Source organism: Halopelagius fulvigenes, assembly GCF_055398025.1.
This window is the reverse complement of sequence record NZ_AP043843.1, coordinates 169,756-196,528: the sequence shown is the minus strand read 5'-3', so window position 1 is coordinate 196,528 and position 26,773 is coordinate 169,756. Positions and strand designations below refer to the sequence as shown.

The following is a 26,773-nucleotide window of genomic DNA, read 5'->3' as shown; positions in this document are numbered from 1 at the left end:
AATCAGTCCAATCGAATAAGTAGCTAATTTCTAAGTGTTCCCACTATAATAGTATTCAGACATAAAATTTCGCTTTGGTAGTATGTCTGGGCCCTCGGTATCGGGATTAACGCGGCAGTAAACGAGTCGGGGGCGGTGAGAGAGTTGCGAGACACGGCCGTTCTTGGGGGAATACTCAACGGACCTCGTCGAGAGTCGAGAGGCCGTCGCCCAGCGAGACGGTCGGTTCGTATCCGAGTTTCCGCCTCGCTCGACCGATGTCGGCGCAACTGCGCCGGATGTCTCCGTCGCGGGAGTCGGTGTGGACGACGGGCGAGTCGGACCCGACGGTGGCTCTGACCTCCTCGGCGAGTTCGTTTATCGTGACGGAGGTGCCGGTGCCGACGTTGTACGCCTCGCCGACCTCGTCCGTCGTCGCGGCCAGCAGGTTCGCCTGCACGATATCGTCCACATGGACGAAGTCCCGCGTCTGTTCGCCGTCGCCGTGGATAGTCAGTTCCTCGCCCGCGCGCGCCTGTTCGAAGAACACGTCGATGACGCCCGAGTAGTCGCCCGCCGACTGCCCGGGCCCGTAGGCGTTGAAGTACCGGAGCGCGACCGTATCGAGCCCGTACAGGTCGTGGTATCGGCGCGTGTAGTAGTCCACCGCGAGTTTGTCGATGCCGTACGGGGACGCGGGGTCGGTCGGTTCGGACTCGCCTATCGGCGTACTTGTCGGCGCGCCGTATATCGCCGCACTCGACGCGACGACCGCCCGAGCGTCGTGTTCGCGCGCCGCCTCCAACACGTTCAGCGTCCCGTCCACGTTCACCTCGTGGCACGGACGTGGCGTCTCGACGGACTGGGCGACGTCTACGATGGCCGCCTCGTGGAACACCACGTCGCGTCCCGCGACGGCGTCTGCGACGGCGTCGGCGTCTCGAACGTCGGCCTCGTGAACTTCGACGGACGCCGGAACCGTCTCCTTCGTACCAGTCGAGAAGTCGTCGAGGACGGCGACGTCGGCCCGGTCAGCCAGCGTTTCCGCGATGTGGCCGCCAATAAACCCCGCGCCGCCGGTGACGAGAACGGACGCACCCTCCAACTTCGATTCAAGCATCGTATCGGACGGACAAATCAGCGACACTTGCTTCTTCGGGCCACCCGCCGACGCTGCGAGGTGTCCCCAATTCGGTGAGTCGAGACTCGGTCCCTCCGGTCGAAGCGAGGAGTCCGAGGTTCGTACGAGCAGAAGGGGTTCGAGCAGGCGCGCCGTATCCCGTACGCGCCTGACGCCGTCGACGATGCTCTCGGTGTCGAGACTGGTGTTGAAGTTCGCAGCAGAGCGCTAGGAGGAGATTAACAGGCTATTAATCGACGCTCCATGCGCTCAGCATTACCGGGAGGTGTTCCGATTCGACGTCAGACAGGCCATCAATGCGATGGGCTACGCACAGGTTCTCGTTGAGAACCCGGGGATAGCGAACATCGCGGAGTCACGTCACCACGGCCCGTTCAACATGGTCATGTTCCCCTACGCGGACATCAACCTGATGGGGACGTCACAGTTCGACCGAAGCGAACTCGGCGAACTTCGGCACCTGCTCTTAGACCTACAGCGGATGACCCGTATCGGAAACTGGGTAACCACCTGGGAACGGGAACTCGTCGAGGGCGACGACACGGCGGGCGTCGTCGTCGACGCACTCGAACAAGGCATAATCTCCCTCGAAGACGATTCCGAGACGGCCATCGATGTAATTCGTGACCACGGGATACGAGAGCAGTTCGAGGCCGAGTGGGAGTCGAGTACAGCGAGGCTCTCGGCCGAGAGTACGACATAGAGAGCCTCGAGGTGAACGAGTTGGTAGCGGGGATGCGGACGGTCATGGAGTACCACCTCGCGAGTTACGGCCAGAAGTAACGGAGCGGGGACTTCGGATACCCCTCTGCTCGTTCAGCGTTCGAGATCGGGTGTGGAAGCGGCCATCGGTCAGTCTCACTAGCCCTATCCTGCAGTTCAAGTAGGAGGAGTGCAAATCTGCGTTTATGCCCGTTGTCGAAGTGTCGCTCCCCGACGAACTGCTCAGCGAATTCGAACACCTCGTCGACGAGGAGTTCGTGACAGAGGAACAAGCGGTAGAGGAACTGATAAGCATGGGTATCGACGCCTACAACGTCGACGTCGTCGACGACTCGCCCCCCGGTGACGACTTCATGGAGGGAGCGGAGAACAACCTGTTCGACACCGCCGACGACCCCGGAAACATCGAAGACGACCGCCTCTGAGGCGTCACGACGGCGGCGGCGGTTCCGCCGATTCCGGCGAACTCCCTTCGCCGTCGGCCGGTTCGGGGTGAGCGACGGACGCGGCGCGGCCGGCGGCGTCCGGAACGCGGACACCCGACTCAGGGAGACTTACACCCGTCCCTGAATGTAACTGAGAGGCGACTTTTCTCCGCCGTTTCCGGCAGATTCGATTATATAAGACATAACAATCGCCCTCGCGAGGGCTACGTGATACTCACTACCTCTATGCGCGACAGAGTGCGAGTCACCGTCCGGCGGGTCGATGGGTCGGGAGACCGGTCGGTGAACCGTGCGCCGACGAAACGTCCGGAGACGGGTCGGGGGCACGCGACGTGAGTCGGAGCATCGTCAAGGGCTTCCTGTCGATTTTCAGCGGGAAGATGCTCACGTCCTTTATCTCCATCGTCACCCTCCCCTTCGTCGTCCGCGTTCTCGGCCCCAAGGGGTACGGCGATTACGCCTTCTTGCTCTCCGTGTTCTCCATGATGATGATATTCTTCAGTTCGGGCGTCACCGAAGGGGTACAGAAGTTCGTCGCTGAGGAGAGAAGTTTCGATGGGTGGCGGTCGAACGTCGTCGGATTCTACCTCAAACTGGCCACCGGACTGGCCGCCCTCGGCGTCGTCTGCGTCGTCGGCGTCACGCAACTCGGCATCGTCGAACGGCGACTGGGCGCGCGCTTTGACCTGTACTTCTACCTCCTCGCGGGGTTGGTCGTCGCGGCACAGTACCGCGCGTTCGCGCGGCGAACCCTCATGGGACTCGGCTTGGAGGAGTACTCCGAACCCCTCCGCGTCGTCGGAAAGATACTGCTCTTTGGCATCGGATTGGGACTGGGCTACTTCTTCGGGTTCGGCGTCGAGGGGTTCCTCCTCGGCAACATCGTCGGCGACGCCGTCGTCGCCGTCGTCGGACTCTGGATAATCTTCAACCGGGTGTCGCTCCGGGAAGTCCTCACGCGAACCGCCGAGTCGGTATCTCAGAACGAACTTCTGACCTTCAACGTCCTGAACATCGCACTCGTCCTGTTGGTGATGTCGCTGTACCACACGGACATCATCATGATGCGGATGTTCCTCGGGAGCGAACAAACCGGGTACTACCGCGCGGCCCTCTCCGTCGCCGAGTACATCTGGTTCGTCCCCATTGCGTTGCAGGCGCTGTTGCTCCACTCCGCGTCGACGCTCTGGTCGAACGAAGAGCACGCCCGAATCAGCTCTCTGACCACGCGCATCATCCGGTACACGGCGCTTTTGACCGTCGTGATGGCCATCGGCGTCGCCGTCCTCGCGGACCGATTCGTACCCTACTACTACGGCGAGGACTTCGTGCCGATGATTCGACCGCTCCTGTTTCTGCTTCCGGGTGTCGTCGGGTTCGCCCTCGCGCGGCCGATTTACGCCGTCAGTCAGGGGAACGGCGACCTGAAGCCCATCATCGTCGCAACCTCCGGATCGGCGGTGCTGAACCTCGTGTTGAACTACCTGCTCATCCCCCGGTTCGGGATGATAGGCGCGGCGACGGCGACGAGCATCGGGTACGGGTCGATGCTCGTCATGCACGTCGGATGCGCCCGCCACCTCGGCTACTATCCACTCCAGGACTTCCGCGCGGCGCGCATCCTCGCCGCGGGCGCTATCGCCGCGCCGGTCATTTATTTCGCCGACCAACTACTCACGGGCGACGTGGTGGCACTCGTCGTCGTTCCCGTCCTCGGGTTTGTCGTCTACGCCTTCGCAGCACTCGGCGTCGGCGCGGCAAGCGTCGCCGAGGTACTGAACATCCTCTCGTACTTCCCCTCGCCCATCGACAACTGGTCCCAAAGCGTCCAACAGTGGCGACAGGAGTGAACAGGTTATTTAACCGACTAGTAAAGTCGTTACAGCGAGAAAAACCATGTGTCTGTCGAAATAAGCGTAGGTCACTTCCGAGGAACGTTCGGCGCGTGTCGGTCCGAACCCCTCGAAAATTGATATAATGTTCGTGCCTACCGAACCGACTGTTCGTCTCCGTTGGCTCGACGGACGCGACCCGGGGCTACCGCCCTGGTTCGCCGACGACGAGTGGATCCCGCAGGGCCGGAAGGAACTGTACGCGTACGGGCGAACGGGCGTGTACGCCTTTTTAGAGAATCTCGACCTGAACGACGGGGCGGCTCTCGTCCCGGCGTACGTCCCGGAAAGCGCGGTCTGGCCGTTCCGGAAGGCGGGACTGGACATCGAGTACTACCCGATTTCGGAGTCGCTCTCGTACCCGTTCGACGAGGTGTCCGACAGAATCCGGGAGGTGCGGCCGGAAGTCGTCCTCTTTACCCACTACCTCGGCTTCGCCGACCCGAACTTCCGGCGACTCGTAGACGTCGCCCGAGAGGAGGGAGCGACCGTTATCGAGGACTGCTCGCGGGCCGCGTTCAGTCGGGACGCCGACGGACGACTGCTCGGCTCTACGGGCGACGCGGCGCTCTACAGCCTCCACAAGACGCTTCCGGCACCGAACGGGGGCCTCCTCGTGACGCGCGGTACTGCGCCGGTGCCGCCGGTAGAGCAGGTGTCGGAGACGTCGGACCTGCTGACGCTGGCGGCGACGACACTCATCGACAGCGTAGACGCCCGGCCGTTCGTCAGGTCGCTCAACGGAAACGGTTCGTACCACTCCTTCGAGTACCACTACGACAGGATATCCGACCCGCCGGCGGGGGCGTGGCCGCCGAAGCTGCCGGGGTGGATATCGAACGTCGGCTTCTCCCACACCTCGCCTCGGGAGGTGCAGCGGACGCGACGCGACCTATACGAACGACTCAGGACCCGTCTGGAGAGCATAGAGGAGCTGACCGTCCTGACGCCCGAAGCGCACGAAGGTGCCTGCCCCTATGGCGTCGCGGTTCGACTGCCGGGCGGACACAAGCGTCGAGAGACGCTGTATCAGGCGCTTCGGAAACGGGGGTTACCCGTCACTCGGTACATTTGGCCGCTCGAAGAAGGAAAGCGCGTTCTGGAAGCGTACTCAGCAACGAGCGTCCTCCGCACCTCGACGCTCGTGTTCCCCGTCCACCACCAGATGCCCGACGGAACCGTTGACTGCCTCGTTTCGGCTATCGAATCCGAACTGTCCGCCGTTGGTCGGTCGGACGTCGGTTCGAGTGCCGTCGACTACCTGTAAGCGGTGTTACCGCGGGTGGCCGACGTCGGACGCCGGTTCGTCGGAGCCGTAGTGGTTGTTGTTGAACTCGACGTTCTGCCAGCTGTCCGTGTGGACCTGGATGATGGCCTCGTCGGTCCACCCGCTCGGACTGCTGCGCGGTTGCTTGTCGTTGTAGAACCAGTTGTCGTGAATCTCCGCGACGTCGCTCGGGGTGCCTCGGATGGCGACAGCCGGCGCGTTGCCGCCGCCGCCGTCGCGCCCGCCTTTGTCCTTGGCCACGCGAACCGTGTTGTGGTGAATCTTCATCGTCTTGCCGCCGGGGCGGTGCTGGTCGAATACGTGGCTGATGCCCGGCACGTCGACGACGTTGTACCGGATTTCGTAGCCGCCGCCGTTCCCCTGGACGCTGTGGCGGTTGTGCTCGAACCGGTTGTACTCGATGATGGGGTAGTCGCTCCCTTCGGTCGCGATCCCGTAGCCGTGACCCATCCGAGAGCAGTGGTGGAGGTGACAGTGATGGACGTGCGTGTCGTCCGCGGTTCGGGCGACGGCGTAGCCCCATCCGTACCCTTCGATGTTGTCGATTTCAACCCCGGAGCCCGACGCGTCGAGGCCCAGTTCCGTGGTCTCCGTCTCGTCGACCCAGTCCCACCGGGGACCGGCGATGCGGAGCCCGGTCACGCGGACGTTCGACTCGAGGGTGAGCATCCCCCACGGGTGGCCCTTGGTGTAGAGTCGGCCGCCTTTCGCGCCGCCGATACCGCGGTTCGAGGCCAACGTGACGCCGCTCGGGACGGTGAGCTGCGATTCACCCAGGTTGATTTCGGCGTCGCCCGCGACGTAGACGATGTCGCCGCTGGACGCGCCGTTGAGCGCACTTTTGAGCTCCGAGAGGCTCGAAGCGACCGTCGTCGCCTCGGACTCGGGGACGACGTTCGAGTAGCCCTCGCCGCCGCCGATGTGGGACTCGTTACTTCCGCTGGAACTGCTGCTGCTGCTGCTGGAGTCGGAGTCGGAGTCGGAGCTGGAATCGCTCGAAACGTCGCCGAAGTCATCAGGCGAGACCTCCTTCCCGTTGAGGAGGAGCTTCAAGTCGCCGGAGTTCGGGGTGAACGCCTTCAGTTCGCCCTCGAACTCGAAGCCATCGCCGTAGCCGTTACCGGTGAAGCCCGACGCGGACCACGTTCCGTCGTCGTTCTCCGTGACCGAGTCGTTCCCCTCCTCCGCGCTCTTCTTCCCGTTTTCGAAGAGTTTGGTTATCTTTCCGGAGGTGGTGAACTCGTACTTTATCGAGCCGTCGCTGACGACTTCGATCTTGTTCTTGCTCGTCTCCTCAGGTACGAGGTCCGACGAGACGTCCTTCAGCGTCGGCTTGGTGGTCACCCTCGCCGAACCGTCGAAGTCGAAGTCAACGACGTGACCCGTGTACTCGTAGGCGTCGACGCCGTCGGCGATGCTCCCCTCGACCCGAGTGTCCGAGACCGAGTCCGACAGCGTGTCTGCGATAGAAGTGTTGATTTTCTTTATCGAATCGCTCACTTCGATGACATAGTCAGTTTTATCGGTTCCCCCTCGTCCATCGACGACGACAACGGACGTCTCTGCCGCACTTGCACTCGAACTCCCGAGGGCAATAGCCCCGACCGCCGCACCCGCGAGTTTGAGATAGGGTCGACGGCCCATGAAAGAGCCACCCTCTGTGTCGTCCGTGCTTCGCGCCGCGTCGGTTTCACGCCTCATTACACCCGATTAGGATGAGCATTAGCTTATAAATTTTCTCATCCACAAATAGTTCAGAATCTAGTATAGTGACTAAAAGTAGGCAAAGGATCAAATAAATTTTCTTAATATAGTTAAAATATTAAAGTATGAATTTGGTGCTTTAAGACTCGGCGGAGAGCTCTTAACAGAGACTTATCGGGGGACCCGAGCGCCCCGACCCGTCCATATCCGCACGGATTGTATCGAGACTACATATTCGATAAACTGAACACACTTAACACATTAATTACCATTTCCTGTCAGATGGTCTACTTCACCTGACGGCCGCGCAGAACCCGTTCACACTCGGAAATATTTGCCAGTAAGTAAAGTTTGCTTGACAGTAAAGGGAGGATTAGAACCGAAAACGGGGGCGAAGACGCGGGCCGAACCGGGCGCGCGGGCCGGTGCGAACCGAGGGCTAGGCGAACCGCCGGTAGAGGTCGACGAGCATCGTCGCCGGCGCGGACCCGTGTTCGATGTCGTAGAACAGCTCGAGCTCGGGTCCGAACTTGGATTTGTACTCGTTGAGTCGCGGGTTCCCCGCGCCGACCAGGTCGTACTGGTCGAGGCCCCGGTCCATCGCGTCGCTCATGATGTGCCAATCGAGCAGGTCGTTCGTGGGGATGTCCACGTCGAAGTCCGGCTTGACGCCCCCCTGCCAGCGGTGGGTTCGCCCGTCGTACTCGAACGCGAGGATGCCCGTGAGGTACTCGCCGTCGGAGCGGCAGACGTAGGGTCGAACCTGTCCGTCCGGAAGCGCCTCGTACAGGCTCCGACCGAACCCGCGGGCCATGTTGAACGCCTTCCCCTGCGCCTCGTACCGGTCGCGCACCTGTTCGAGGATCCGGTCTACGTCCTCGACGGTCCCCTCTTCGACGGTGTAGGAGTCCTCGTCGGTGTTACGGATGTTGCTCCGGGCGTCGCTGCTGAACTGCCCCATCAGCTCGTCCTCGTCGACGGTCAGGTCCACGACGTAGGTGTACTCCGGGGTGACCTCGCTCCCGTTCCACTTGAACGGGCGGGCGTCGTGGTAGTCGCCCGCGGTTCGAATCTCCGCGTAGTCGTGGCCCACGTTCTCGTCGAGCCACTCCACGCAGCCGTCGATGAACCGCTTGAGGCGGCGTTCCCGCTTCCGGCGCTTCAGTTTCTGCATGTTCAGAAGCGCCGGCCCCTGCCGGGGTATCCACAGCTTCGGCGGCGGCGAGAACACCGCGGTGAACGGCCCCTTCTCCATCTCGAAGAGGGGGAACAGCCCGACAGGTTCCTGCCCCTTGTACCCGACGAGGGGGTGTACCTCCGCGCCGGAGAACTCCGCTTGGAGCTCCAGCGCCTTCGACTGGTGAAACAGGTTCGAGTTCGGCGACTGTTCGACGTAGCTATCCCACGTATCGTACTCGTCTCGGCCTATCTCTTCGATTTCGATGCTCATTGTCAGTAGACCTTCTTCCGGTAGGCGCTCCGAGCCAGCTTGTACGCGCCCCACAGCAGCGGCGACTGTCCCTTCTCCCACTGGAGCGTCGGAATCGGTCTGCCGCCGTACTTCTCCTTGTACCTGAACACACCGTCTTTGAACGTCGAGCCGGTGCTCCCGAAGTCGTAGTAGTTGTACCCCTGCTCTTTCCCCCACTTGATGGCGTGTTCGTGCAGGAGTTCGGAGGGGTAGTGCTCGAAGTTCGACTCGTCGCCGATGGCCGGGAAGTAGTAGTGGAGCGTGTCGCGTTCGTCGTCGAGGAAGTAGACGTACCGGCCCACGTCCTCCCCGTCGGCCTCGGCGGCGAATATCTTCGTCCGGTCGGGGATCTCCTCGGCCAGTCGCTCGAAGAACTCGAAGGGGTAGACGTGGCCGCGGACGCGCGTCATGTTCGCCCGGTACTGGCGGTACGTCTCTCGAAGTTCGTCCGTCGTCAGGTCCACCTCGCGGACGGTCGTCTCCGACTTCCGGCCCTTTCTGATCGCCTTGCGCCGTTCCTTGGCCATGTTCGCCTCGATGTCGTCCCAGTCGTACGTGAGGTCGATCTCGAAGCGACAGTCGGTCAGTTTGGGCTGGTACCCCTGCTTTGCGAGGTACTTCCCGTACCGCATGTACTCCGTCTCTTTCGCCTTGATGACGTGATTGAGCACGTTACCGTCGCAGATTTCGTCGACGCTCTCCATCAGGAGGTCGAGAACCTCCTCCTCGTTCGTCGTTATCGCCGGGCCGCCGTACCCCGGCGTCGCGGAGATGACACGCCTGAGCGGTACCTCGCCGAGCGACGGTACCGACGCGGCGTCTCCCACCGCCGAGAGGGGCGTGTTCTCCAACAGCGACGAGACGGACGGGAGGTCGATGTCCGTGACGAAGTTCGGAAACACCGCGACCGGGTTCCCCTTCTTCTCGACGGTGACGTGCTTCGGATCGTAGCTGAGACTCTCCTCCACCGCTTTCAGCCACTCGTAGCGGTGGAAGACGCTCCCGTTCGTCGAGTGTTCGACGACGTGATTCCACTGATTTTCGTTCACCGCGTCGATGCTGTCGTGTACTCGAAACGCTAAGTCTGCCATTGTTCTGTTAGTTGTCGAGGTACCCCAAATCGGAGAGACGCTGCTCCACCGCGTCGTCGTCCGTTTCGACGGTCTCGCCGGAGTCGAAGTCGGGGTACTCCGTCTCGCCGGCGGCCTCCACCGCGTCCAACGGGTCGCCGTCCATCCGTTCGTCCGCCGGGAGCCCGAACGTCGCCAGAACCGTCGGCGCGACGTCGAAGAGGTGCGCTCCGCGGACGCCGGCCGACTCGTCTATCGCGTCGCCCCGCGCGGCGACGATGCCGAACCGCTTGTGGTTCCACGGTTCGGTCGGTTCGCCGAACTGTTCGCCGTAGAGCTGCGCGCTGAGGTAGTGGTCGAAGTTCGACGGGACGGTCACCACGTCCACCGCGTTCTCCGCCTCCGGGCCGTAGAAGTACTTCTCGCGGCGGGCCACGTCCTCGAAGACGGGGTCGCCGTCCGGCGTCCGAACCGACCGGAGGGCCTCGATGAGTTCGTCCCGGACGTCCTCGTACTTCGCCTGCGGAACCGTCCCGTCGGGCTCCCGCCCTTCGAGGTTGATTCTGACGCCGAGTTCGATCAGGTCGCGCATGTACGCCTTCGACTCCGGAAAGGAGACGCGGGACATCCCGGCGCTCTGGACGTTCTCCGGGACGACGCGCGCGACGGCGGCGTCGAGGCCGACTTTGCGGAGGGCGGCGGCGACGCGTTCCGTCGTGAGTCCGAACCTCGCCGCCGTCGAAACCGCGGTTTCGAGCGGACTTCCGCGGCCCGCGTCCGTGTCCGCGTCCGCGTCCGGGGGTTGGTCGCCCGCGTCGCCCTCGTGGAGTCGGTTTTCGCGTATCTTCACCCACGAGGGCATCCCCTCACCGCCCTGCGTCGCCTCGACGTAGCCCTCGTCGCGGAGGAACTCGTTGACGCGGAACTCGTAGCGGTCGTACGGTCCCATCCCGTGGTCGCTGGCCACCACGACGTTGGCCGGGTCGTGTTCGTCGAGGATGCGACCGACCTGTTCGTCCACCTCGCGGTACACCGCCCGAACCAGTTCGTCGTCCCCCGGGTGTTCGTGGAACACGGAGTCGGTCTGTTGGAACTCGACGAAGCCGAAGTCGGGGTCGAACCGGTCAGCGAGGTAGCGGAACGCCTCGCCGCGCGACCGGACGAGAGAACGGTACGTCGCTTCGTCTTTCGTCTCGTCGATGTCCGCGTACACCCGGTACTCGCCGAGTTCGTCGCGGACGTCTTCGAGGAGGCCATCGGGGTGACACGGCGGGTTCTCGGGCGCGACGTAGCCCGGAACGAGGGCCCCGTCGAACGACTTCGGAGGGGAGGTCACCGGAACGTTGACGACGACGCTCGTCAGGCCGTGATAGTCGAGGAGTTCCCACAGGGACGGCTCCCGAACCCGAGTCGCGTTGACGACGTCCTCCTCGTAGCCGTCGAAGTGGAGAAATCCGAAGACGCCGTGTTTGCCCGGGTTCTTCCCCGTGTACATCGAGGGCCACGCGCTGGCCGTCCACGGCGGAATCTGCGATTCAAGCGGTCCGCTGACGCCCCCCTGAAACACCGACCGGAGGTTCGGAAGTTCGTCGGCCTCGAAGAGGGGCTCTAACACGGACTGACAGCCCGCATCGATTCCGACCAAGAGCGTCGTCAGGTCAGTTCCGTGGCTCCCGTCCATCACTCCTTTCCATTCCCGTATTTCGCTTTGTTATACCGTTCCTATGGGCGAGATGGAATATTCATGCCAGCCAAACCGAGCGTCGCTCGGCCGAGTCTCGGAAAAGCGGCGGTGACGAATCGAGCCGACTTTCGAGGGATGGTCGCGCTGATGCCGTAGGTGTGGGACGCGACGTTCGCACCGACGCCGACAATCGGCTCAGAGTGACTCACAGTCGCCGAGACGGGTTTTTGAGTCTATTCAGGAGACTGTAACTGGGATCGTTCGCCGTCGAGCGGCTACTATGAGACGGCTAACAAAACACCGTCGCGGGGAAGGCACGATATCAATCGAGCGATGTCGCGCAACCGAAGAAGCGTCTGATACCTATGTTTACCCACCCATGAGCGAGCGCAACGGCCGAAACGTCGATTCGGAACCGGTAGCGGAGAGCGACGCGTCGCAGTCCGGAGACGGCGGTGCGACGGACCCCACCGTCTCCGTCGTCGTCGTCACGTACAACGAGGCGGACCGCATCGGCCGGTGTCTCGACTCGGTGTTCGAACTGTGCGAGGAGGTGCCGAGCTTCGAGGTCATCCTCGTGGACTCGAACTCGTCGGACGACACCGTCGATATCGCGCGCGAGTACCCCATCACGGTGTTACGGATACCCTCGGACGACCTCTCGACGCCCTCCGCGGGGAGGTACGTCGGCACGAACGTCGCGGACGGCGAGTTCGTCCTGTTCGTCGACGGCGACATGGACGTGACCGACGGCTGGTTACGGCGGGCATGCGATCTCCTCCGGGAGTACCCCGACGTGGCCGCGGTGGACGGCCACCTCAACGAGAACCGCGACCACGACGAGATAGTGACCGTGGGCGCGGTTCGGGGCGTGGCCCTCTACGACGCCCAGAAGCTTCGGGCCGTCGGCGGGTTCGATCCGTTCCTCCGGTCCCTCGAAGATATCGACCTCGGCTTCCGACTCGGCGAGTCAGGGTACCGCCTCTGTCGCCTCCCCGTCGTCGTCGCGGAACACCCGGTCGCGTCCGGGCCGACGGAACCCTTCCGGAGGCTTCGGAACGGGTACGTCACGGGGGCGGGACAGGCGATTCGAAAGTCGATAGACTCGCCGCGGCGATTCGTGCGCCACCTCTATCGGATGCGGAACAAGCTGTTCGTCGGGGCGTGGGGTGTGCTCGGCGCGTTCTCGCTCCTCTCGCCGATACTCCTCGTCGGGTGGCTCGGAATGACGGCGGCGGGGTTCTACGTACTCGCCTCGGAGAGAGGACTCACCGAAGCCGTGACCCTCATCCTCGGACAGATGCTGACGCTGTGCGGAATGATCTGGGGATTCCGCGACCCGGCGCGCCCGGCGAGCGAGTATCCGATCGACCGAATCGAGACGGTTCAGGTCGCGGAACCGCCGGTCCACACGTCCGCGAGCGAGTAAACGGGGCAGCGAACGCGGGGTCAGCGAACGTCCTCCGCGACGGAGCGCATCGTCTCGACGGTCAGCGCGGAGTCCCGACGGCGTTCGTCCAGATACTCCAGGATCGCTCGCACGCGCTCTCTGGTGTACTCGCGCCAGACGTTGTTCGGGTGGAGCCAGACGTGAAAGACGCCGTCTCGTTCGGCCGCCTGGTCGATTCCGCGCCTCGCCGCCCGGACGATGGGGTCGCCCACCACCGGTTCGGCGATTCGCTGGGCCGTCCCCTCGAAACTGAACAGGTACAGCGACGCGGGGACGTTCACGAGTCCGCGTTCGTCGACGCGCGGCGCGACGAGCAACGACCGCCGGTCGAGGGCCGTCCCGCCGGTCAGCGTCCGGAGGGGTTTCAGCGGCGAGTCGGCGTCGGTGACGGGCGAGACGCCCCGGTAACAGGTGAATCCGTGCTCCGCGAGTACGTCCCTGTGTCCGACGCTGTTTCGGGGGAAGGCGAACGAGTCGAGGTCGTAGCCGCGTTCGCGCGCGAGTTCGACGCACCGCCGCAGTTCCGCGTCCGCCCACGCGCGGTCGATTCGGTCGAACTCCGGGTGCGAGAAGGAGTGCGAGCCGAGTTCGTGGTCCGCCGACGCGTCCTCGACTGCCTCGACGAGGCCGTACCCGAACCGCTGGTCGGGGCCGAACCGCCCGGAGTCGCGTTCCTTCAAGAACCACCCGTCCGAGGCGGGGACGTCCGCGTGTTCGCCGTCGCAGTCGTCGAGCATGAGGTGACCGACGACGGCCCACGTCGCGGGGATATCGTACTCGTCGAACATCGAGAGGAGCGTTCGCCACCCGGAACGCGCGTGCCGGACGCGGTCGGGAGGGTCGTCGTAATCGACGTAGCCCCATCCGAGTTCGGCGTCGAGGGAGATGACGACGGAACCCATAGTACGTTCTCACCCAATCGAGAGATTGTTATTGGGCGCGTATTCGGCTAAATATACAACATTATTGAAACGACGAATCGCCCGCATCGAAGCGCTACCGGCCGCTGCGCCCGTCTCGCGGCACGGAGGATCTACCCATTGTATAACAAAGGCCGCCGGCCGACACCGAGTTTACGAGCGCGCCGTAACGCGCACCAGGAGAGACACATGATTCAACGAACGGACGTCGGGCGAGAGTCTCCTCCCGCGGACGGACCGCTCGCAACCGGACGAGGGAGCCGCCTCGCCGGGGCGAGCGGTCGAAACGACTGCGCAGGGAGCGTTCGCCGACGACGACGAGAACGGTCGGAGGGAGCGTATCGCGTGGTGAGCGACCGATGATGGGGGAGTTCACCTTCGAGAAGTACGAGGCACTCCTGCGGGCGAGCCTCGACGCCGGGTACGACCACCTCACCGTCCGCCAGTACCTCACGCGGAAGCGGGCGGACGAACTGCCGGAACGGTTCGTCGTCCACCGCCACGACGTGGACCGGAAGCCGGAGAACGCGCTGGCGATGGCGCGTCTTGAGGCCCGACTCGACGTTCCGAGCACCTACTACTTCCGGACGATAGAGAAGGTGTTCCGCCCGGAGTTGATACGCCAAATCGACGCTCTCGGCCACGAAATCGGCTACCACTACGAGGACATGGACCGGGCGGAGGGCGACGTGACGGCGGCCCACGAGAGCTTCGGCACCGAACTCGAACGCCTCCGCGAACTCGCGGAGGTTCGGACGGCGTGCATGCACGGCAATCCGCTCACGTCGTACGACAACCGCGACATGTGGGCCGCGGACCCCGAGGGGCAGTTCGAGGAGTACGGCCTCCTCGGGGAGGCGTACCTCTCGATGGACTTCGCCGACGTCATCTACTTCTCCGACACGGGCCGGACGTGGGAGGACGGCGCGTTGAAGATAAAGGACCACACCGTGGGCGAGGACGGAAAGCGACGGCAGGTCGGAGAGACGAGCGAACTGATTCGCCTCCTCGAAGACAGGGAGATTCCCCGCCTCTGTCTCCTCAGCCACCCGAACCGGTGGGCGAAGGACTCCACCGAGATGGTCGTCGAGAACGCGAAGGACTTCACGATGAACGCCGGCAAGCGCGTGCTCAACTTGGTGAGATGAGATGAGGGTACTGTTCGACGTCAACCACCCGGCGCAGGTTCACCTATTCAAGAACGCGTACTGGGAACTAGAAGCCGACGGACACGGCGTCCACGTCACCTCCCGCGAGAAGGAGATTACGACCGACTTGCTCGACGAGTACGGCATCGACCACACGCCCCTCACCGCCGAACGCGACGGCGGCGCGCCCGCACTCGCCGCCGAGTGGGCGAAGCGAGAGGCGAAGATGCTGTCTCTGGCCCGATCGTTCGACCCGGACGTGGTGGTGAGTCGCCTCAACCCGCCCGCGGTGCACGTCTCGCGGATGACCGGGAGCCGGAACGTCATCTTCAAGGACACCATCCTGCGCTCGCGGGTGATACGAGCGCTCTACCACGGCGCGACGTGCCCCTTCGTGGACAAGATATGCACGCCGCCGGGGTTCGACGTGCCCGTCCCCGCGCGGAAACACGACATCGTCGGCTTTCAGGAACTGTCGTACCTCCACCCCGACTGGTTCGAACCCGACGCCGACGTGCTCAGGGAGTACGGCGTCGAACCGGACGACCCCTTCTTCGTCCTCCGCTTCGCGGGGTGGGACGCCTACCACGACGTGGGGAGTCAGGGACTCTCGCCGGACGGGAAGCGAGAACTCGTCGAGTACCTCTCGGACCGGGGCGACGTGTACATCACGAGCGAGGAGGAACTCCCCCCGGAGTTCGAGGAGTACCGCATCTCCGTCCCCGCGCACCGGATTCACGACCTGTTGTACTACGCGGACCTGTACGTCGGCGACTCCCAGACGATGCCCACGGAGGCCGCACTCCTCGGCACGCCCGCGATACGCGCGAACTCCGTCGTCGGCGACGGCGACATGAACAACTTCGTCGAGTTAGAGGAGGAGTACGGACTCCTGTTCTCCTACGCCGACGAGGACGCGGCGATGCGGAAGATAGCCGAGATCGTCGAGAACCCCGAGAGCGACGACGCGTGGAAGGAGCGCCGACGACGACTCGTCGAGGACAAACCGGACGTGACGAACACGATGTTGGACCTCATCTACGACGCCGCCCACCGATGAGCGAGAGTACCGCACCGACGGACGAGACGGCCGAACCGTCGCACGAAACGAGCGAACCGCCGGAGCCAGACTCGCCGCCGACGGTGATGATTCTCGGTCGGCACCACGTGTACGCGCTGCAGATAGCCGCCGAACTCTCCCGCGACTTGGACGCGAGAATCGTCGGCGTCGGCGAGGAGCGGACGAACCCCATCGTGCAGTCGCGGTACTGCGACCAAAGCGTCGTCGTGCCGCCGGCGGAGGAGGACAGAGAGAGGCACGCGGCGTCCGTCCTCCGGGCGATAGAGCGATTCCGCCCCGACGCGGTCCTGCCCGTCGGCCACCTCACCGTCGAGGTGTTGGACGAGATTCGAGACGAGATTCCCGACGGCGTGGCGTTCCGCCTCCCGTCTTCGGACGCGTTGGAGACGGCCTTCGACAAGGGCGACACCGCCGCCGTCGGCGAGAGCGTCGGCATCCGGACGCCCGAGGAGTACGGCCGCCTGCCGACCGGTCCCGACGCCGACCCGCAGTTGGACGCGAGCGAACTGTCGTACCCCGTGTTCCTGAAGGCCGAGAAGGAGGCCGGCCGGAACATCGTCTCGAAAGTCGAGAGCGAGGCGGAACTGTGGGAGGCGTACGAGGAACTTCGCCACCGCGAGGAGGGCGGCGACATCATCGTCCAAGAGTACGTGGAGGGCGACGGCCACACCTACGCGATAGGGTTGCTGTTCGACGACGGGACGCCGGAGTTGGAGTTCGGACAGGACGAGGTGCGCTCCATCCCCCGCGAGGGCGGCACCGGAACCAGAGTGCGCGTCCTGCGCGACGAGGAACTCGCCGCGAAGTCGAAGGCACTCCTCGAAGCGCTAGAGTGGGACGGCGTCGCGCTGGTCGAGTACAAGCGCGCGGAGAACGGTGAGTGGGTGCTGATGGAGATAAACCCCAAGTTCTGGGCCTCCTACGCCCTCGCGAGTCGGTACGGCTACCGCTTCGCGAGCACCCTCGTGGCGAGCAGTCTCGGCCTCTCGCGGGAGTCGTTCGACGGGTCGCCGTCGGAGACGGGCGAGATGGTGTTCCCGCTTCGCGAGGTGTACTTCTCGCTGAAACACGACGAGGAGTCGCTTCCCCGGTCGCTCGCGTCGTTGGCGTGGCCGCCCGCGCGCGTTGATATCGACCCGAGGGACCTGCGCGCGTGGATCGCCCCGGGCGGACTGGCGACGTCGATGGGGTGGGCGCTGGACCTCTGGAGGGGCGGCGATGACCCGTTCTGACGCCCGAACCGACGGCGGGGACGGGGACGAGAGCGAGTTCGGCGGCGAAGGAGAGTCCGACCGTCGAACGCTCGTGCTCCTGATGCCCGCGGACGCGGTGAAAGCGACGGTCACGTTGCAGAGTCTCCTGTCGAGTGCGTCGTTCAGAGAGCGGTACGACCCGCGGGTGGTCGTGGACGGCGCCTCCGGGCGACTTGTCGATGCTCTCCGGCGGCGCGGCGTCCGGTACGCCGTCGCCGACGACCCGAGTTCGCCCGCCGGAGACGTGGCGGCGGTGACCGACGACGAGGAGTCGTTCGCGTATCTCGTCTCCTGCGGGTGGACGAAGCTGATTCCGGGCGACGTGATAGAGATGCCCGAGGTGGCGGCGCTGAACTGCCACGGGTCGTACCTCCCGGACTACCGCGGGCCCGCGATGCACCGCGTCCAGTGGGCCAACGGGAAGCGGTGGGGCGGCGCGTCCGTCCACTTCCTCACCGAGGAGTTCGACGATGGCCGCATCCTCTGTCGCGACAGGTTCAAAATCGGGCTGTTCGACACGCCGAAGGACATCCTCTGGCGGTCCGCGGAGACGACGGCGACGTTGCTCCGTGAGGCCCTGCTCTTGGTCGAAGACGGCTACGAGGGCATCGAGAACGCCTCGGGCAGTTACTACTCGCTGGCGGAGTGGCGAACGGTCCTCGTCCGCGGCGCGGTCAACCGAGCGCTCTGGGCCCTCGGGTCGGACGCGCGGTGGGAAATCCCGCCGGAGTGAGCGGCGGACCCCTCGTTATCGCGGACGGTCACGGGACGAGAACTGTTATCCGGCCGTTAGTGCGGGGGTGACGGTGTAGTCCGCTATTAACAAAACATCCCGAAGCCGCTACCTTCGGATATGTTTAGAGAAGTCTCCGCCGCTCACCGCCTCCCCAGGGCGGGTGAGAACGTGATGTCCCCGGTTCGTCACCAGCGCCGCGTGTCCGGAAAGCGCGAAACGACGGTCGAGTCCCCCCGTTCGCCGACACACCACAGATGATACGAACGTTGCAACTCGTCACGACGCGGAGGCCGTTCTTCGAACAGCAGGTGGACGTGTTGGAGGACGAGGGCGTCGTCTGCGACGTGGTGACGGTGCCGCGCCCGCCGGAGGGCACCCGGTCGCTCCGGCAGTACGCCTCGTTCTACCGCGACACGCTCCGAGAGGCGTGGAACGGCGACTACGACATCGTACACGCGAACTACGGGCTGACCGCCCCCGCCGCCCTCGCCCAACCGACCCGTCCGGTCGTCCTCTCGCTTTGGGGATCGGACGTGATGGGACAGTACGGCGCGCTCAGCGAGTGGTGCGCGCAGTTGGCCGACGCCGTCATCGTGATGTCCGAGGAGATGCGCGACGAACTCGGCGTCGAGTGCACCGTCGTCCCGCACGGCATCGACATGGACCTCTTCTCGCCCGCGCCCAAGGGACGGGCGCGCGAGGAACTCGGGTGGGCGCGCGACGGGAACCACGTGCTGTTCCCGTACGACACGACGCGCGACGCGAAAGATTACCCCCGGGCGAAGCGCGTCGTCGAACGCGCCGAGGAGCGACTCGGCGAGGACATCGAACTCCAGACGATTTCGGGCGTCCCGCACGACCGGATGCCGACGTACATGAACGCCGCCGACGCCCTCCTTCTCACCTCCAAGTGGGAAGGGTCGCCGAACTCCGTGCGTGAGGCACTCGCCTGTAACTGCCCCGTCGTCACGACGGACGTGGGCGACATCGCGGAGTACGCCGACGAGATACCGGGCGCCGTCGTCAGCGACGACGACGAGGAGTTGGCCCGCGGCGTCGCCGACGCGGCGGCCGGCGGCGAGGAGTTCGACGGGCGGGAGTACGTACAGGAGTACAGCCTCGAACGGATGGGCGAGAACATCCTCTCGGTGTACGAGAGCGTTCTCGACGCCCCGAGAGCGGGGGCGGGGGTGAGCGCATGAAGCACACCCACGACCTGCTGAGCCGCCAACTCGACGTTCTCGCGGCGGCAGTCGGACTGATACTCGCCTTCCTCCTGTTCTTCCTGCGGTTCTACTCCTCGCAGATATACATCACGACGATTCCGGTCCTCCTCGGCGTGGCGTGCCTGCTCTACCTGTTCATCGCGTGGTACGACAGGCAGGAGACAGAGCTGCCGCGCCTCGGCGTCGCGTTCACGAAACTCTCCGTCGCGGCGGTCGCGGTCGGCATCGCCGGCTTGCTCCTCATCGCGCTTCAGGCGGGGACGCGGACGCCCCTGTTCCTCCTTTCGAGCGGCGTCGTCGCCTCGCTCATCCTCTTTCAGGCGCTCTTCACCGACGAAGCCGAGTTCAGGCCGTGGCTGTTGCTCGCGGAGATAACGGCGCTCGCCGTTGTCGTCCGGTTCGTCGGACTGTACACCACGCCGGGGTTCATCGGCATCGACAGCTGGACGCACATCGGCGAGTACGCCGCCTCGATTCTCCGGGCGGGGTCGCTGTCGGCCATCTCGGACGTGAAGTACGTCGCCGCGCCGTTGTACCACCTCCTCGTCGTCGTCGCCACCGAGTTCCTCGGCGTCTCGATGCGGCAGGCCCTGTTCCTCACCGTCGGCACGGTCATGTCCGTCTTCTTCCTTCTCGTCTACAGCATCGCGCGGTTCTTCGTCACGCCGCGGTGGGCGGTGTTCGCGGTCGGACTGTTCGCCGTCGGCGACCACATCGTCCGGTGGGGACTGCACCTCATCCCGACCAGCCTCGGTCTGGCGCTGTTCCTCGGCGTCGTGTACGCGTTGGTCCGCGTCTTCCACCTCGACGCGACGGCGCGCGACTACGCGGCGGTGCTGTTCTTCGGTATCGGCGTCATCCTCACCCACCAGGTGTCTGCGTTCGTGACGCTCGTCCTCCTCCTGTCCGCGGGGGTGGCGACGCTCCTCTTCGCGTTCGACGTGATGCCGCGGACGGGGTGGTCGAGCGTCCGCGCGACGGACCCGAAGAAACTCCTCGGCGTCGTCGGCGTCTACACCGTCGCGCTCGCGGTCAACTGGATGTTGACGCCGATAAGCGGAACGTCGTTCGTCACGCGGATGCTCGTCCTCGTGCAGGTGACGCTCGCTCGCTCCGCGGGCTTTCTCAACCTCGCCGGCGGGAGCAGTTCGGCCGCGGCCGGGGCGCAGGGTCCGCTCGCGCCGTACATCCCCTACATCAACGAGCTCGGCTTCTTCCTCCTGTTCTTCCTCACGGTGTTCGGCTCGCTGGTCGTCCTCAACCGCAACCGCCTGCGCGAGTCGGGCGTGACGCTCATCGTCGCCACCGTCGGGATGATGGTCTTCGCGTACATCCTGCCGGTGTTCGGCATCCGGACGTTCCTCCCCGGACGCTGGATAGCGTTCATGTACGTCCCGATGGTCGTCATCGGGACGGTCGGACTGTACGCGCTCTCGCGGAATCTCCCGTCGAGGGGCATCGTCGCCGCCGTCGTGGTGTTCGCGTTGGTGTTCCCGGGCGCGATGCTCGTCGCGGACAAGGCGACGATAGACGACCCCGTGTTCGACAACTACACCCCCCGGTACTCGAACACGGAGTCCGAACTGGCGGCGATAAACACCATCCAGGCGACGAACCCGTCGCCGAGCGCACCCATCTACACGGACCACCCCTACCGAGCGATGATAACGCGCGCCGGGGGACACTTGGCGGTGCCGATAGAGTTGAACGACAGGGGTGAACCCGTCGCGCAGGGCGTCACCGTCTACAGGGAGTACCAGTCCTCCGGCGCGTCGATGTACGCGACGGGCGAAGGGGACGCGGTGGTGATACGCGACTTCTCGGCCCGAGAGATCTGTCCGTCGGACCAGAACCTGCTGTACGACAACGGCGACGTGCTGATGTGTTCGGTCGCGACGGGGTGACGCCCCCCTCGAACGCGGTTTCGCGGGCGCGACGGCGTCGACGTCCGGCGCTATGCGTCGTATAACAAAGCCTCCTCCCCCATCACGCCGTGCTATGGCAGAGAAGCGAACGTCGCAGACGTCGCGCGCTGGCCGCCCGTGGGACTTGGTCGTCGTCGTACTGGCGACGCTACTCGCCGCCGCGATGGTCTTCGTCCCATTCTTCTCGGGGTCCCTGATTCAGATCGTCTTCGTACTACCGCTCCTCATCTTCTTGCCGGGGTACGCCTTCGTATCCGCACTCTACGTCAGGCAGGCCGCGGTGCGGGAGACGACGGACGAAGAGACGACGGACGAGGAGACGACGGACGAAGAGGTGATTCCGCGGTTGGCGCGTGGACTCGACTCGCCGGCGAGGGTCGTCCTCTCGGTTCTCGCCAGCGTGATACTCGTCCCGATGACCGCCCTCCTGTTGAACTTCACGCCGTTCGGCGTTCGGCGCATCCCGGTTCTCGTCGCGGTGACGGCGCTCACGCTGGCGTTCGCGATAATCGCCGTCGCGCGCCGGTCGTCCGTCCCCCGACGGGAGCGATTCGCTCCCGCCGTCCCGTCAGTCGGCGCGGGCGGGTGGTCGTTCCGCGGCGACTCCGCCGTCGGAACGGCCCTGAACGTCGTCGTGGTGGCGAGCCTCTTTCTCGCACTCGCCACGACGGCGTACGCCCTCGCCGCGCCGCCGGCCCCGCAGGGGGAGTCGTTCACCGAGTTCTACATCCTCTCGGAGAACGAGACCGGAGAACTCGTCGCGAACGACTACCCGAAGGACCTCACCGTCGGCGAACCGACGCAACTGACCGCGGCGGTGGAGAACCGCGAGGAGCACTCCCAGCAGTACACCGTCGTCGTCCTCGAACAGCGCGTCGAATCGAACGGGACCGGAAACGATACGCGGGTGGTCGAGAGCGAGGAGTTACGGCGTCTGAACGCCAGCGTCGAGAGCGGCGAGACGGCGTACCTTAACCACTCGGTGACGCCGACGATGAGCGGAGACGACGTCCGCCTGACGTACCTGCTGTACCGCGGCGACGCGCCGGCGAACCCGACGGCGGAGAACGCCTACCGGAACCTCAGGCTGTACGTGGACGTCACCGGGGGTAGTTCCGGTTCCGGTTCCAGTTCCAGTTCTGGCTCCGGTTCCGGTTCCTGACTCCCCGAACGACCCTCGCCGCCGAACGTCGTATTCTCACCCCTGTTAACGCCAGGTTAGCGACGGAGCGATGCGCCGAAATCCCGGACGCGGGTTGTATGTAGAGAATAACAATGCCCTGAGGAGGGGTACGCTGACCGTATATGGGACACCGCCGCGGTCGGACGCAGTTCGCGGCGCGTACTTTCACCACAATGTACAAGGAACACGCAGTTGGCGTCGTCGTACCAGCGTACAACGAAGAACCGTTCGTCTACGACGTTCTCGCGACGGTTCCCTCGTTCGTAGATAGGGTGTACGTCATCGACGACGACTCCACCGACGGGACGTGGGACGAGATTCGGCGGTTCGTCGAGGAGGACGACGAGGGGCGAGTCGTGCCGATTCGACACGAGGAGAACCGCGGCGTCGGGGGTGCCATCAAGACGGGCTATCTCCGGGCGAGAGACGACGAGATGGACGTGACGACGGTGATGGGCGCGGACGGGCAGATGGACCCCGACCAGTTGAGCACCGTCATCGAACCGATAATCGAGGGCGACGCCGACTACGCGAAGGGGAACCGACTGCTGGACGCCGAGGACAGGGAGGATATGCCCACGTTCCGGTTCGTCGGCAATGTCATCCTCACGTACCTCACGAAGATATCGAGCGGGTACTGGGGCATCGGCGACCCACAGAACGGCTACACGGCCATCTCGCTGCGGGCTCTCGAAGCCGTCGACGTAGAGGAGATGTACGAGTTCTACGGCTACTGCAACGACCTGCTCGTGAAACTCAACGTCGCGGGGATGCGCGTCGTGGACGTGCCGGTGCCCGGGATATACGAGGACGAGGAGAGTCACATCCGGTACTCGACGTACATCCCGAACGTCTCGCGGATGCTGTTCCGAAACTTCCTGTGGCGCATCACCGTCCAGTACCTCCCGGCGGGCGTCTACGCTCCGGCGGCGCTGTACGGACTGAGCCTGTTCGCCGGACTCGCCGGAGTCGCGAGCGTCGCGCGTTCCGCCGTCGAACGCGACGGTAAGTCGAACGGCGGCGTCGTCAGGTTCGCGCTCAGCGCCGCGTTCGTCCTCGTGGCGATGGTGGCAGACAAGCGCATCAACGACCACCTCGACTCGCGCTACGACCGCGAGGAGGAGGCCTAGCGGCCGGCGCTGTCACTCCTCGGTATCGTCCGCGAACGACGACGCGTCGGGCAGGTCGGCCACGTCGTCCTCCACGCCGACGTACGTCGCGTCCGCCACGCCGTCGTCGAACGCCTCGCCGTTCGGGTACTCTTTGACCGTCAGGATGCGCCCGTCCGCCAGGGCGAAGACGACTTCGCGCGTCCCGTCGGTGTGGCGGTACTCGTCACCCTTCGAGGTGTCCTCCGGCTCGTACGTCATACGAACTATTAGAGTTCTGAAATATATAGTCTTTTGTGCCGCGAGATTCGGCTTCGGTCGGTCGAACAACACCTTCCGTGCGGCGACAGTCCGGAGAAGCTGACGGCGAGCGGGCCGTTCGCCGGAATGGTCAAAAACCCGAAGCTAATCGCCGAAACGTCTTGTTTTTCCGACCGGAAGAGGAGTCATAACGATTGGCCTCGTAGGGGAGAGTACAGACAATGTTGGAGCCGCAGGTACGTACTGGCGTCGAGACGAGTTCTGTGCACGGGGAGGACGCGGCATGAACCGCCGCCAGTTCCTGAAATACGGCGGGCTGTCCGCCCTCGGCGTCGCTGTGGCCGGATGCGGCGGAAAGCAGGAGACCGGGACGACGGAGGGACCGCAGAGTCCGGTCAGCGTCGAACCTGACGTCGAGAACCCCAGTTCGTTCCGCAGTCGGTTCAGTACGGTCAAGAACGTCATAGACGCCGGAATCGATCCGAGTGCCGACGGTCCCATCGACGGTGAGTTGAACGAACTCCTGGGGGACGACACGCTGCTCATCTTCCCCAAGGGCGAGTACACGCTGAAGAAACTCCGCGTCAGCGGCTACAACAATCTCGGCCTCGTCTCGAAGAAGGGAGCGACGCCGACCATCGTTCCGGCCGCCCCGTCGGACGAGATAAACAACCAACTCGTCCAGTTTCTCGACGTCAAGCGGTTCTACATGGACGGGTTCGACTTCGACTTCACGAAGGACGGGTTCGGCGGCGTCGTCCGCGTCCGCGGGGAGGGGAACTTCGTCGCGCGGAACCTCACGATACGGGGGAAGATGCCGGACAAGGACCTCCCGAGCAACCCGGCGGCGTTCCACTTCGAGCAGTTCGACAGGTCCAGTCGCGGCGTCGTCGAGAACGCCGTCGCGAAGGACGGCGGCCACCAAGGCGGGAACGCCATCGGAATCTACGTGGGGAAGGACCACTCGGGCGAACTCGTCCTGCGGGACTGCGACATCCGGCAGTTCCCGAACAACGGACTCTACGCCTCCGCGCCCGGCCGAAACGAACCAAACTTCGTGGGCAAAGACGGCCCCGTCCACGTCGAGGGCGGACTGTACAAGAACAACAACATCGCCAACATCCGCATCGGTTCGACCAACTCGACGGTCAAGAACGCTCGCGTCGTCGCCGACAAGGAACCGCCGTACCCCGAGGGGTCGCTGAACGTGCGGGGAATCCGCCTCAGGGGAAAGCACGGACAGGTCGTCGAGAACTGCGACATAAAGTTCGGCAAGAACGGCGGCAGGGGGTTCGGCGCACTCGTCTTCCACCCCGATGCGGGACGTGCGACGGTTCGGAACACGAAGATAGAGGTGAACAGGGACGACATCCCCGCCATCAACGCGCTTCCGCTTCAACGGTCCGGCGCGCCCACCGGTTCGACGTTCAAGAACGTCGAGGTCACCGGCACCGCCGCGAACGGCCGCGCCGTCTCCATCGAGAGTCGCGACGGCGTCTCCTTCGAGAACTGTCGCGTCGTCCAGCGCGGACGGAAGCGGACGGGATTCTCCTTCTTCGACTCGGACAACTGTTCGGTCACCGGGACGACGATAAAGGTGACCGGAAAGCCGATACTGAAGGTGAACTCCTCTATCAACACGAAGGACCTCTCCATCGAACGGATTCGGTTCAGCGCGTAACGCCGGCGGCGCGTCGTCAGTCGAAGTTCCGTCGGAGGGTCTCCTCCGACGGCGTCATCCGCTTCCGATGGTGTAGACTCTGTGCCCCGTCTCTGTCCCGGCGAGGGCGTCCCGTCCGTCGATTATCACGAGGTCGTCGAAGGCGTCCCAATCGAGCGTCAGGAACTCCTCGTGGGGCGTGACGAGGACGACGGCGTCGGGGTCGGTCCCCGTCACCTCGTCGCTCTCGACGGGCGTCGCGTCGAACTCCTCGAAGTCAGACCCCGAGAGCATCGGGTCCGAAGCGAGGACGTTCGCGCCGAGGCCGGAGAGCCGTTCGATGATGGGTTTCGCGGGCGTCGCCGCCGTCTCAGCGACGCCGGGACGGTAGGTGAGACCCAACACGAGGACGGTTGCGTCGGACGCGTCCCGACCGGTCGCGTCGAGTTCCTCGCGGACCTTCCGGACCGTGAACTCGGGCATGCTGTCGTTGACCTCCCGAGCGGTGTGGATGAGCGGCGTCTCGCTCTCCACCCGGCTGGTGACGAAGTACGGGTAGTAGGGGATGCAGTGACCGCCGACGCCCGGTCCGGGGTCGTGGATGTCGCAGAACGGTTGCGTGTTGGCCGTCTCGATGGCCTCGTTCACGTCGATGTCGAGTTCGTCGCGGATGCGGGCCAGTTCGTTCGCCAGCGCGATGTTCACGTCACGGTAGAGCCCCTCGAACAGTTTGACGGACTCCGCCGTCGTCGCGTCCGAGACGGGGAGCACCTCGTTTGAGGTTATCTCGCCGTAGACGACCTCCGCCACGCGGGTGCTCTCGTCGTCGATGCCGCCGACGACTTTCGGGTGCGACCCGCGGATGTCCTCCAGCGCTCGTCCGCTGGAGGTCCGTTCCGGGCAGAACGCGACGCCGTACTCGCCGGGTTCGAGGCCGCTCTCCTCGCGGACGAGGGAGGTGACCATCTCCTCGCACGTCCCCGGCGGGACGGTGCACTCCACCACGACGGTGTCGCCGGGGTCGATGCCCGCCCCAATGCCGCGGACCACCGCCTCCAACGCCGAGAGGTCCGGCGTCCGGTCGTCCGTCAACGGCGTCGGGACGATGACGACGTGGTGGGCGGCGTCGGCCGCCGCCTCGTCGATGGCCGTCGTCGCGCGGAGGTGGCCGCGTTCGACCTGTTCGGCGACGAGTTCGTCCAGTCCGGGTTCCCGGTCCACGTGGCACTCCCCGCGGTTGATTCCCTCGACGACGTCCTCGTCGATGTCCACGCCGACGACGTTGCCCGTCGTCTCCGCGTAGACGCCCGCGAGGGGGAGTCCCATCTTCCCGAGTCCGTAGACGGCGACCGGAACCGACCCGTCGAGGAACGCCTCGCGCCGTTCCGCCTCCGAGAGGGGGGCGTCGTAGAGTCCCGTCACG

Annotated in this window: 22 protein-coding genes; 14 read left to right on the top strand and 8 right to left on the bottom strand. The window is 64.6% G+C overall.

Features of this window, described 5'->3' with window-relative positions; genetic code table 11:
- Nucleotides 1-175: 175 nt before the first annotated feature.
- The gene (locus ACZ522_RS01545) at nt 176-1,099 is read right to left on the bottom strand and encodes an NAD-dependent epimerase/dehydratase family protein (RefSeq protein ID WP_464391658.1); all 924 of its coding nucleotides are present in this window, start codon (nt 1,097-1,099) and stop codon (nt 176-178) included.
- Between the two features lie 286 nt (nt 1,100-1,385).
- Here ACZ522_RS01545 and ACZ522_RS01540 point away from each other — a divergent pair, with 286 nt between their 5' ends.
- The 4 genes from ACZ522_RS01540 to ACZ522_RS01525 all read left to right on the top strand — a co-directional run bounded on the left by ACZ522_RS01540 (nt 1,386) and on the right by ACZ522_RS01525 (nt 5,448).
- Nucleotides 1,386-1,823 carry a hypothetical protein gene (locus tag ACZ522_RS01540; protein ID WP_379691822.1) on the top strand — a complete coding sequence of 146 codons (438 nt, stop codon included), beginning with the start codon at nt 1,386-1,388 and terminating at the stop codon, nt 1,821-1,823.
- Between the two features lie 205 nt (nt 1,824-2,028).
- Complete coding sequence (locus tag ACZ522_RS01535; protein ID WP_092539191.1) at nt 2,029-2,268, top strand: DUF7120 family protein; 240 nt, start codon at nt 2,029-2,031, stop codon at nt 2,266-2,268.
- A gap of 353 nt (nt 2,269-2,621) precedes the next feature.
- Complete coding sequence (locus ACZ522_RS01530; RefSeq protein ID WP_379691821.1) at nt 2,622-4,139, top strand: lipopolysaccharide biosynthesis protein; 1,518 nt, start codon at nt 2,622-2,624, stop codon at nt 4,137-4,139.
- 127 nt (nt 4,140-4,266) lie between these two features.
- Nucleotides 4,267-5,448 carry a DegT/DnrJ/EryC1/StrS family aminotransferase gene (locus tag ACZ522_RS01525; RefSeq protein WP_379691820.1) on the top strand — a complete coding sequence of 394 codons (1,182 nt, stop codon included), beginning with the start codon at nt 4,267-4,269 and terminating at the stop codon, nt 5,446-5,448.
- 6 nt (nt 5,449-5,454) lie between these two features.
- Here the strand turns inward: ACZ522_RS01525 and ACZ522_RS01520 are convergent, their stop codons facing one another.
- From ACZ522_RS01520 to ACZ522_RS01505, 4 genes are all read right to left on the bottom strand, one after another.
- Complete coding sequence (locus ACZ522_RS01520; protein WP_464391657.1) at nt 5,455-6,969, bottom strand: hypothetical protein; 1,515 nt, start codon at nt 6,967-6,969, stop codon at nt 5,455-5,457.
- Between the two features lie 643 nt (nt 6,970-7,612).
- Entirely contained in the window at nt 7,613-8,623 is a 1,011-nt protein-coding gene (locus tag ACZ522_RS01515; RefSeq protein WP_379691884.1) for a lipid II:glycine glycyltransferase FemX, read from the bottom strand.
- A gap of 2 nt (nt 8,624-8,625) precedes the next feature.
- Nucleotides 8,626-9,735 (bottom strand): lipid II:glycine glycyltransferase FemX, encoded by a 1,110-nt coding sequence (locus ACZ522_RS01510; RefSeq protein ID WP_379691883.1) that lies wholly within the window; start codon nt 9,733-9,735, stop codon nt 8,626-8,628.
- Nucleotides 9,736-9,742: 7 nt separating this feature from the next.
- Nucleotides 9,743-11,395 carry an alkaline phosphatase family protein gene (locus tag ACZ522_RS01505; RefSeq protein ID WP_379691881.1) on the bottom strand — a complete coding sequence of 551 codons (1,653 nt, stop codon included), beginning with the start codon at nt 11,393-11,395 and terminating at the stop codon, nt 9,743-9,745.
- Nucleotides 11,396-11,777: 382 nt separating this feature from the next.
- Between ACZ522_RS01505 and ACZ522_RS01500 the strand changes: the two genes are divergently transcribed.
- Nucleotides 11,778-12,827, top strand: a complete 1,050-nt coding sequence (locus tag ACZ522_RS01500; RefSeq protein ID WP_379691880.1) for a glycosyltransferase family 2 protein — start codon at nt 11,778-11,780, stop codon at nt 12,825-12,827.
- Between the two features lie 20 nt (nt 12,828-12,847).
- Here the strand turns inward: ACZ522_RS01500 and ACZ522_RS01495 are convergent, their stop codons facing one another.
- Nucleotides 12,848-13,750: a polysaccharide deacetylase family protein gene (locus ACZ522_RS01495; protein WP_379691879.1), complete on the bottom strand. Its 903-nt coding sequence runs from the start codon at nt 13,748-13,750 to the stop codon at nt 12,848-12,850.
- A gap of 377 nt (nt 13,751-14,127) precedes the next feature.
- Here ACZ522_RS01495 and ACZ522_RS01490 point away from each other — a divergent pair, with 377 nt between their 5' ends.
- The 8 genes from ACZ522_RS01490 (at nt 14,128) to ACZ522_RS01455 (ending at nt 23,450) form a co-directional block, all read left to right on the top strand.
- A complete protein-coding gene (locus ACZ522_RS01490; RefSeq protein WP_379691877.1) occupies nt 14,128-14,916 on the top strand; it encodes a polysaccharide deacetylase family protein in 789 nt (262 codons plus the stop codon).
- Nucleotide 14,917: 1 nt separating this feature from the next.
- The gene (locus ACZ522_RS01485) at nt 14,918-15,976 is read left to right on the top strand and encodes a DUF354 domain-containing protein (protein ID WP_379691876.1); all 1,059 of its coding nucleotides are present in this window, start codon (nt 14,918-14,920) and stop codon (nt 15,974-15,976) included.
- A complete protein-coding gene (locus tag ACZ522_RS01480) occupies nt 15,973-17,229 on the top strand; it encodes a carboxylate--amine ligase (RefSeq protein WP_379691875.1) in 1,257 nt (418 codons plus the stop codon). Before ACZ522_RS01485 ends, ACZ522_RS01480 begins: the two co-directional genes overlap by 4 nt.
- On the top strand, nt 17,216-17,983 hold the full coding sequence (locus ACZ522_RS01475; protein WP_379691874.1) for a formyltransferase family protein: 768 nt from the start codon (nt 17,216-17,218) through the stop codon (nt 17,981-17,983). Before ACZ522_RS01480 ends, ACZ522_RS01475 begins: the two co-directional genes overlap by 14 nt.
- 257 nt (nt 17,984-18,240) lie before the next feature.
- The gene (locus tag ACZ522_RS01470; RefSeq protein ID WP_379691873.1) at nt 18,241-19,188 is read left to right on the top strand and encodes a glycosyltransferase family 4 protein; all 948 of its coding nucleotides are present in this window, start codon (nt 18,241-18,243) and stop codon (nt 19,186-19,188) included.
- Entirely contained in the window at nt 19,185-21,116 is a 1,932-nt protein-coding gene (locus ACZ522_RS01465) for a hypothetical protein (RefSeq protein WP_379691872.1), read from the top strand. The genes ACZ522_RS01470 and ACZ522_RS01465 overlap by 4 nt, the downstream gene beginning before the upstream one ends.
- Before the next feature lie 94 nt (nt 21,117-21,210).
- Nucleotides 21,211-22,299 carry a DUF1616 domain-containing protein gene (locus tag ACZ522_RS01460; protein ID WP_379691871.1) on the top strand — a complete coding sequence of 363 codons (1,089 nt, stop codon included), beginning with the start codon at nt 21,211-21,213 and terminating at the stop codon, nt 22,297-22,299.
- 194 nt (nt 22,300-22,493) lie between these two features.
- Nucleotides 22,494-23,450 (top strand): glycosyltransferase family 2 protein, encoded by a 957-nt coding sequence (locus ACZ522_RS01455; RefSeq protein WP_379691870.1) that lies wholly within the window; start codon nt 22,494-22,496, stop codon nt 23,448-23,450.
- Between the two features lie 12 nt (nt 23,451-23,462).
- Here ACZ522_RS01455 and ACZ522_RS01450 read toward each other — a convergent pair whose 3' ends face one another.
- Nucleotides 23,463-23,690: a hypothetical protein gene (locus ACZ522_RS01450; protein ID WP_379691869.1), complete on the bottom strand. Its 228-nt coding sequence runs from the start codon at nt 23,688-23,690 to the stop codon at nt 23,463-23,465.
- 283 nt (nt 23,691-23,973) lie between these two features.
- On the opposite strand from ACZ522_RS01450, the gene ACZ522_RS01445 reads away from it, so the two are divergent.
- The gene (locus ACZ522_RS01445) at nt 23,974-25,371 is read left to right on the top strand and encodes a twin-arginine translocation signal domain-containing protein (RefSeq protein ID WP_379691868.1); all 1,398 of its coding nucleotides are present in this window, start codon (nt 23,974-23,976) and stop codon (nt 25,369-25,371) included.
- 54 nt (nt 25,372-25,425) lie between these two features.
- On the opposite strand, the gene ACZ522_RS01440 is transcribed toward ACZ522_RS01445, so the two are convergent.
- Nucleotides 25,426-26,772, bottom strand: coding sequence for a nucleotide sugar dehydrogenase (locus ACZ522_RS01440; RefSeq protein WP_379691867.1), 1,347 nt, complete (start codon nt 26,770-26,772; stop codon nt 25,426-25,428).
- Nucleotide 26,773: the final 1 nt, after the last annotated feature.

What these genes read in the sequence shown, in the direction of transcription:
- ACZ522_RS01475 (WP_379691874.1), top strand. Translation starts at nt 17,216, where the DNA reads ATGACCCGTTCTGACGCCCGAACCGACGGCGGGGACGGGGACGAGAGC.
- ACZ522_RS01515 (WP_379691884.1), bottom strand. Translation starts at nt 8,623, where the DNA reads ATGAGCATCGAAATCGAAGAGATAGGCCGAGACGAGTACGATACGTGG.
- ACZ522_RS01460 (WP_379691871.1), top strand. Translation starts at nt 21,211, where the DNA reads ATGGCAGAGAAGCGAACGTCGCAGACGTCGCGCGCTGGCCGCCCGTGG.
- ACZ522_RS01495 (WP_379691879.1), bottom strand. Translation starts at nt 13,750, where the DNA reads ATGGGTTCCGTCGTCATCTCCCTCGACGCCGAACTCGGATGGGGCTAC.
- ACZ522_RS01445 (WP_379691868.1), top strand. Translation starts at nt 23,974, where the DNA reads ATGAACCGCCGCCAGTTCCTGAAATACGGCGGGCTGTCCGCCCTCGGC.
- ACZ522_RS01455 (WP_379691870.1), top strand. Translation starts at nt 22,494, where the DNA reads ATGTACAAGGAACACGCAGTTGGCGTCGTCGTACCAGCGTACAACGAA.
- ACZ522_RS01450 (WP_379691869.1), bottom strand. Translation starts at nt 23,690, where the DNA reads ATGACGTACGAGCCGGAGGACACCTCGAAGGGTGACGAGTACCGCCAC.
- ACZ522_RS01480 (WP_379691875.1), top strand. Translation starts at nt 15,973, where the DNA reads ATGAGCGAGAGTACCGCACCGACGGACGAGACGGCCGAACCGTCGCAC.
- ACZ522_RS01500 (WP_379691880.1), top strand. Translation starts at nt 11,778, where the DNA reads ATGAGCGAGCGCAACGGCCGAAACGTCGATTCGGAACCGGTAGCGGAG.
- ACZ522_RS01545 (WP_464391658.1), bottom strand. Translation starts at nt 1,099, where the DNA reads ATGCTTGAATCGAAGTTGGAGGGTGCGTCCGTTCTCGTCACCGGCGGC.
- ACZ522_RS01470 (WP_379691873.1), top strand. Translation starts at nt 18,241, where the DNA reads ATGATACGAACGTTGCAACTCGTCACGACGCGGAGGCCGTTCTTCGAA.
- ACZ522_RS01535 (WP_092539191.1), top strand. Translation starts at nt 2,029, where the DNA reads ATGCCCGTTGTCGAAGTGTCGCTCCCCGACGAACTGCTCAGCGAATTC.
- ACZ522_RS01485 (WP_379691876.1), top strand. Translation starts at nt 14,918, where the DNA reads ATGAGGGTACTGTTCGACGTCAACCACCCGGCGCAGGTTCACCTATTC.
- ACZ522_RS01490 (WP_379691877.1), top strand. Translation starts at nt 14,128, where the DNA reads ATGATGGGGGAGTTCACCTTCGAGAAGTACGAGGCACTCCTGCGGGCG.
- ACZ522_RS01510 (WP_379691883.1), bottom strand. Translation starts at nt 9,735, where the DNA reads ATGGCAGACTTAGCGTTTCGAGTACACGACAGCATCGACGCGGTGAAC.
- ACZ522_RS01505 (WP_379691881.1), bottom strand. Translation starts at nt 11,395, where the DNA reads ATGGACGGGAGCCACGGAACTGACCTGACGACGCTCTTGGTCGGAATC.
- ACZ522_RS01465 (WP_379691872.1), top strand. Translation starts at nt 19,185, where the DNA reads ATGAAGCACACCCACGACCTGCTGAGCCGCCAACTCGACGTTCTCGCG.
- ACZ522_RS01525 (WP_379691820.1), top strand. Translation starts at nt 4,267, where the DNA reads ATGTTCGTGCCTACCGAACCGACTGTTCGTCTCCGTTGGCTCGACGGA.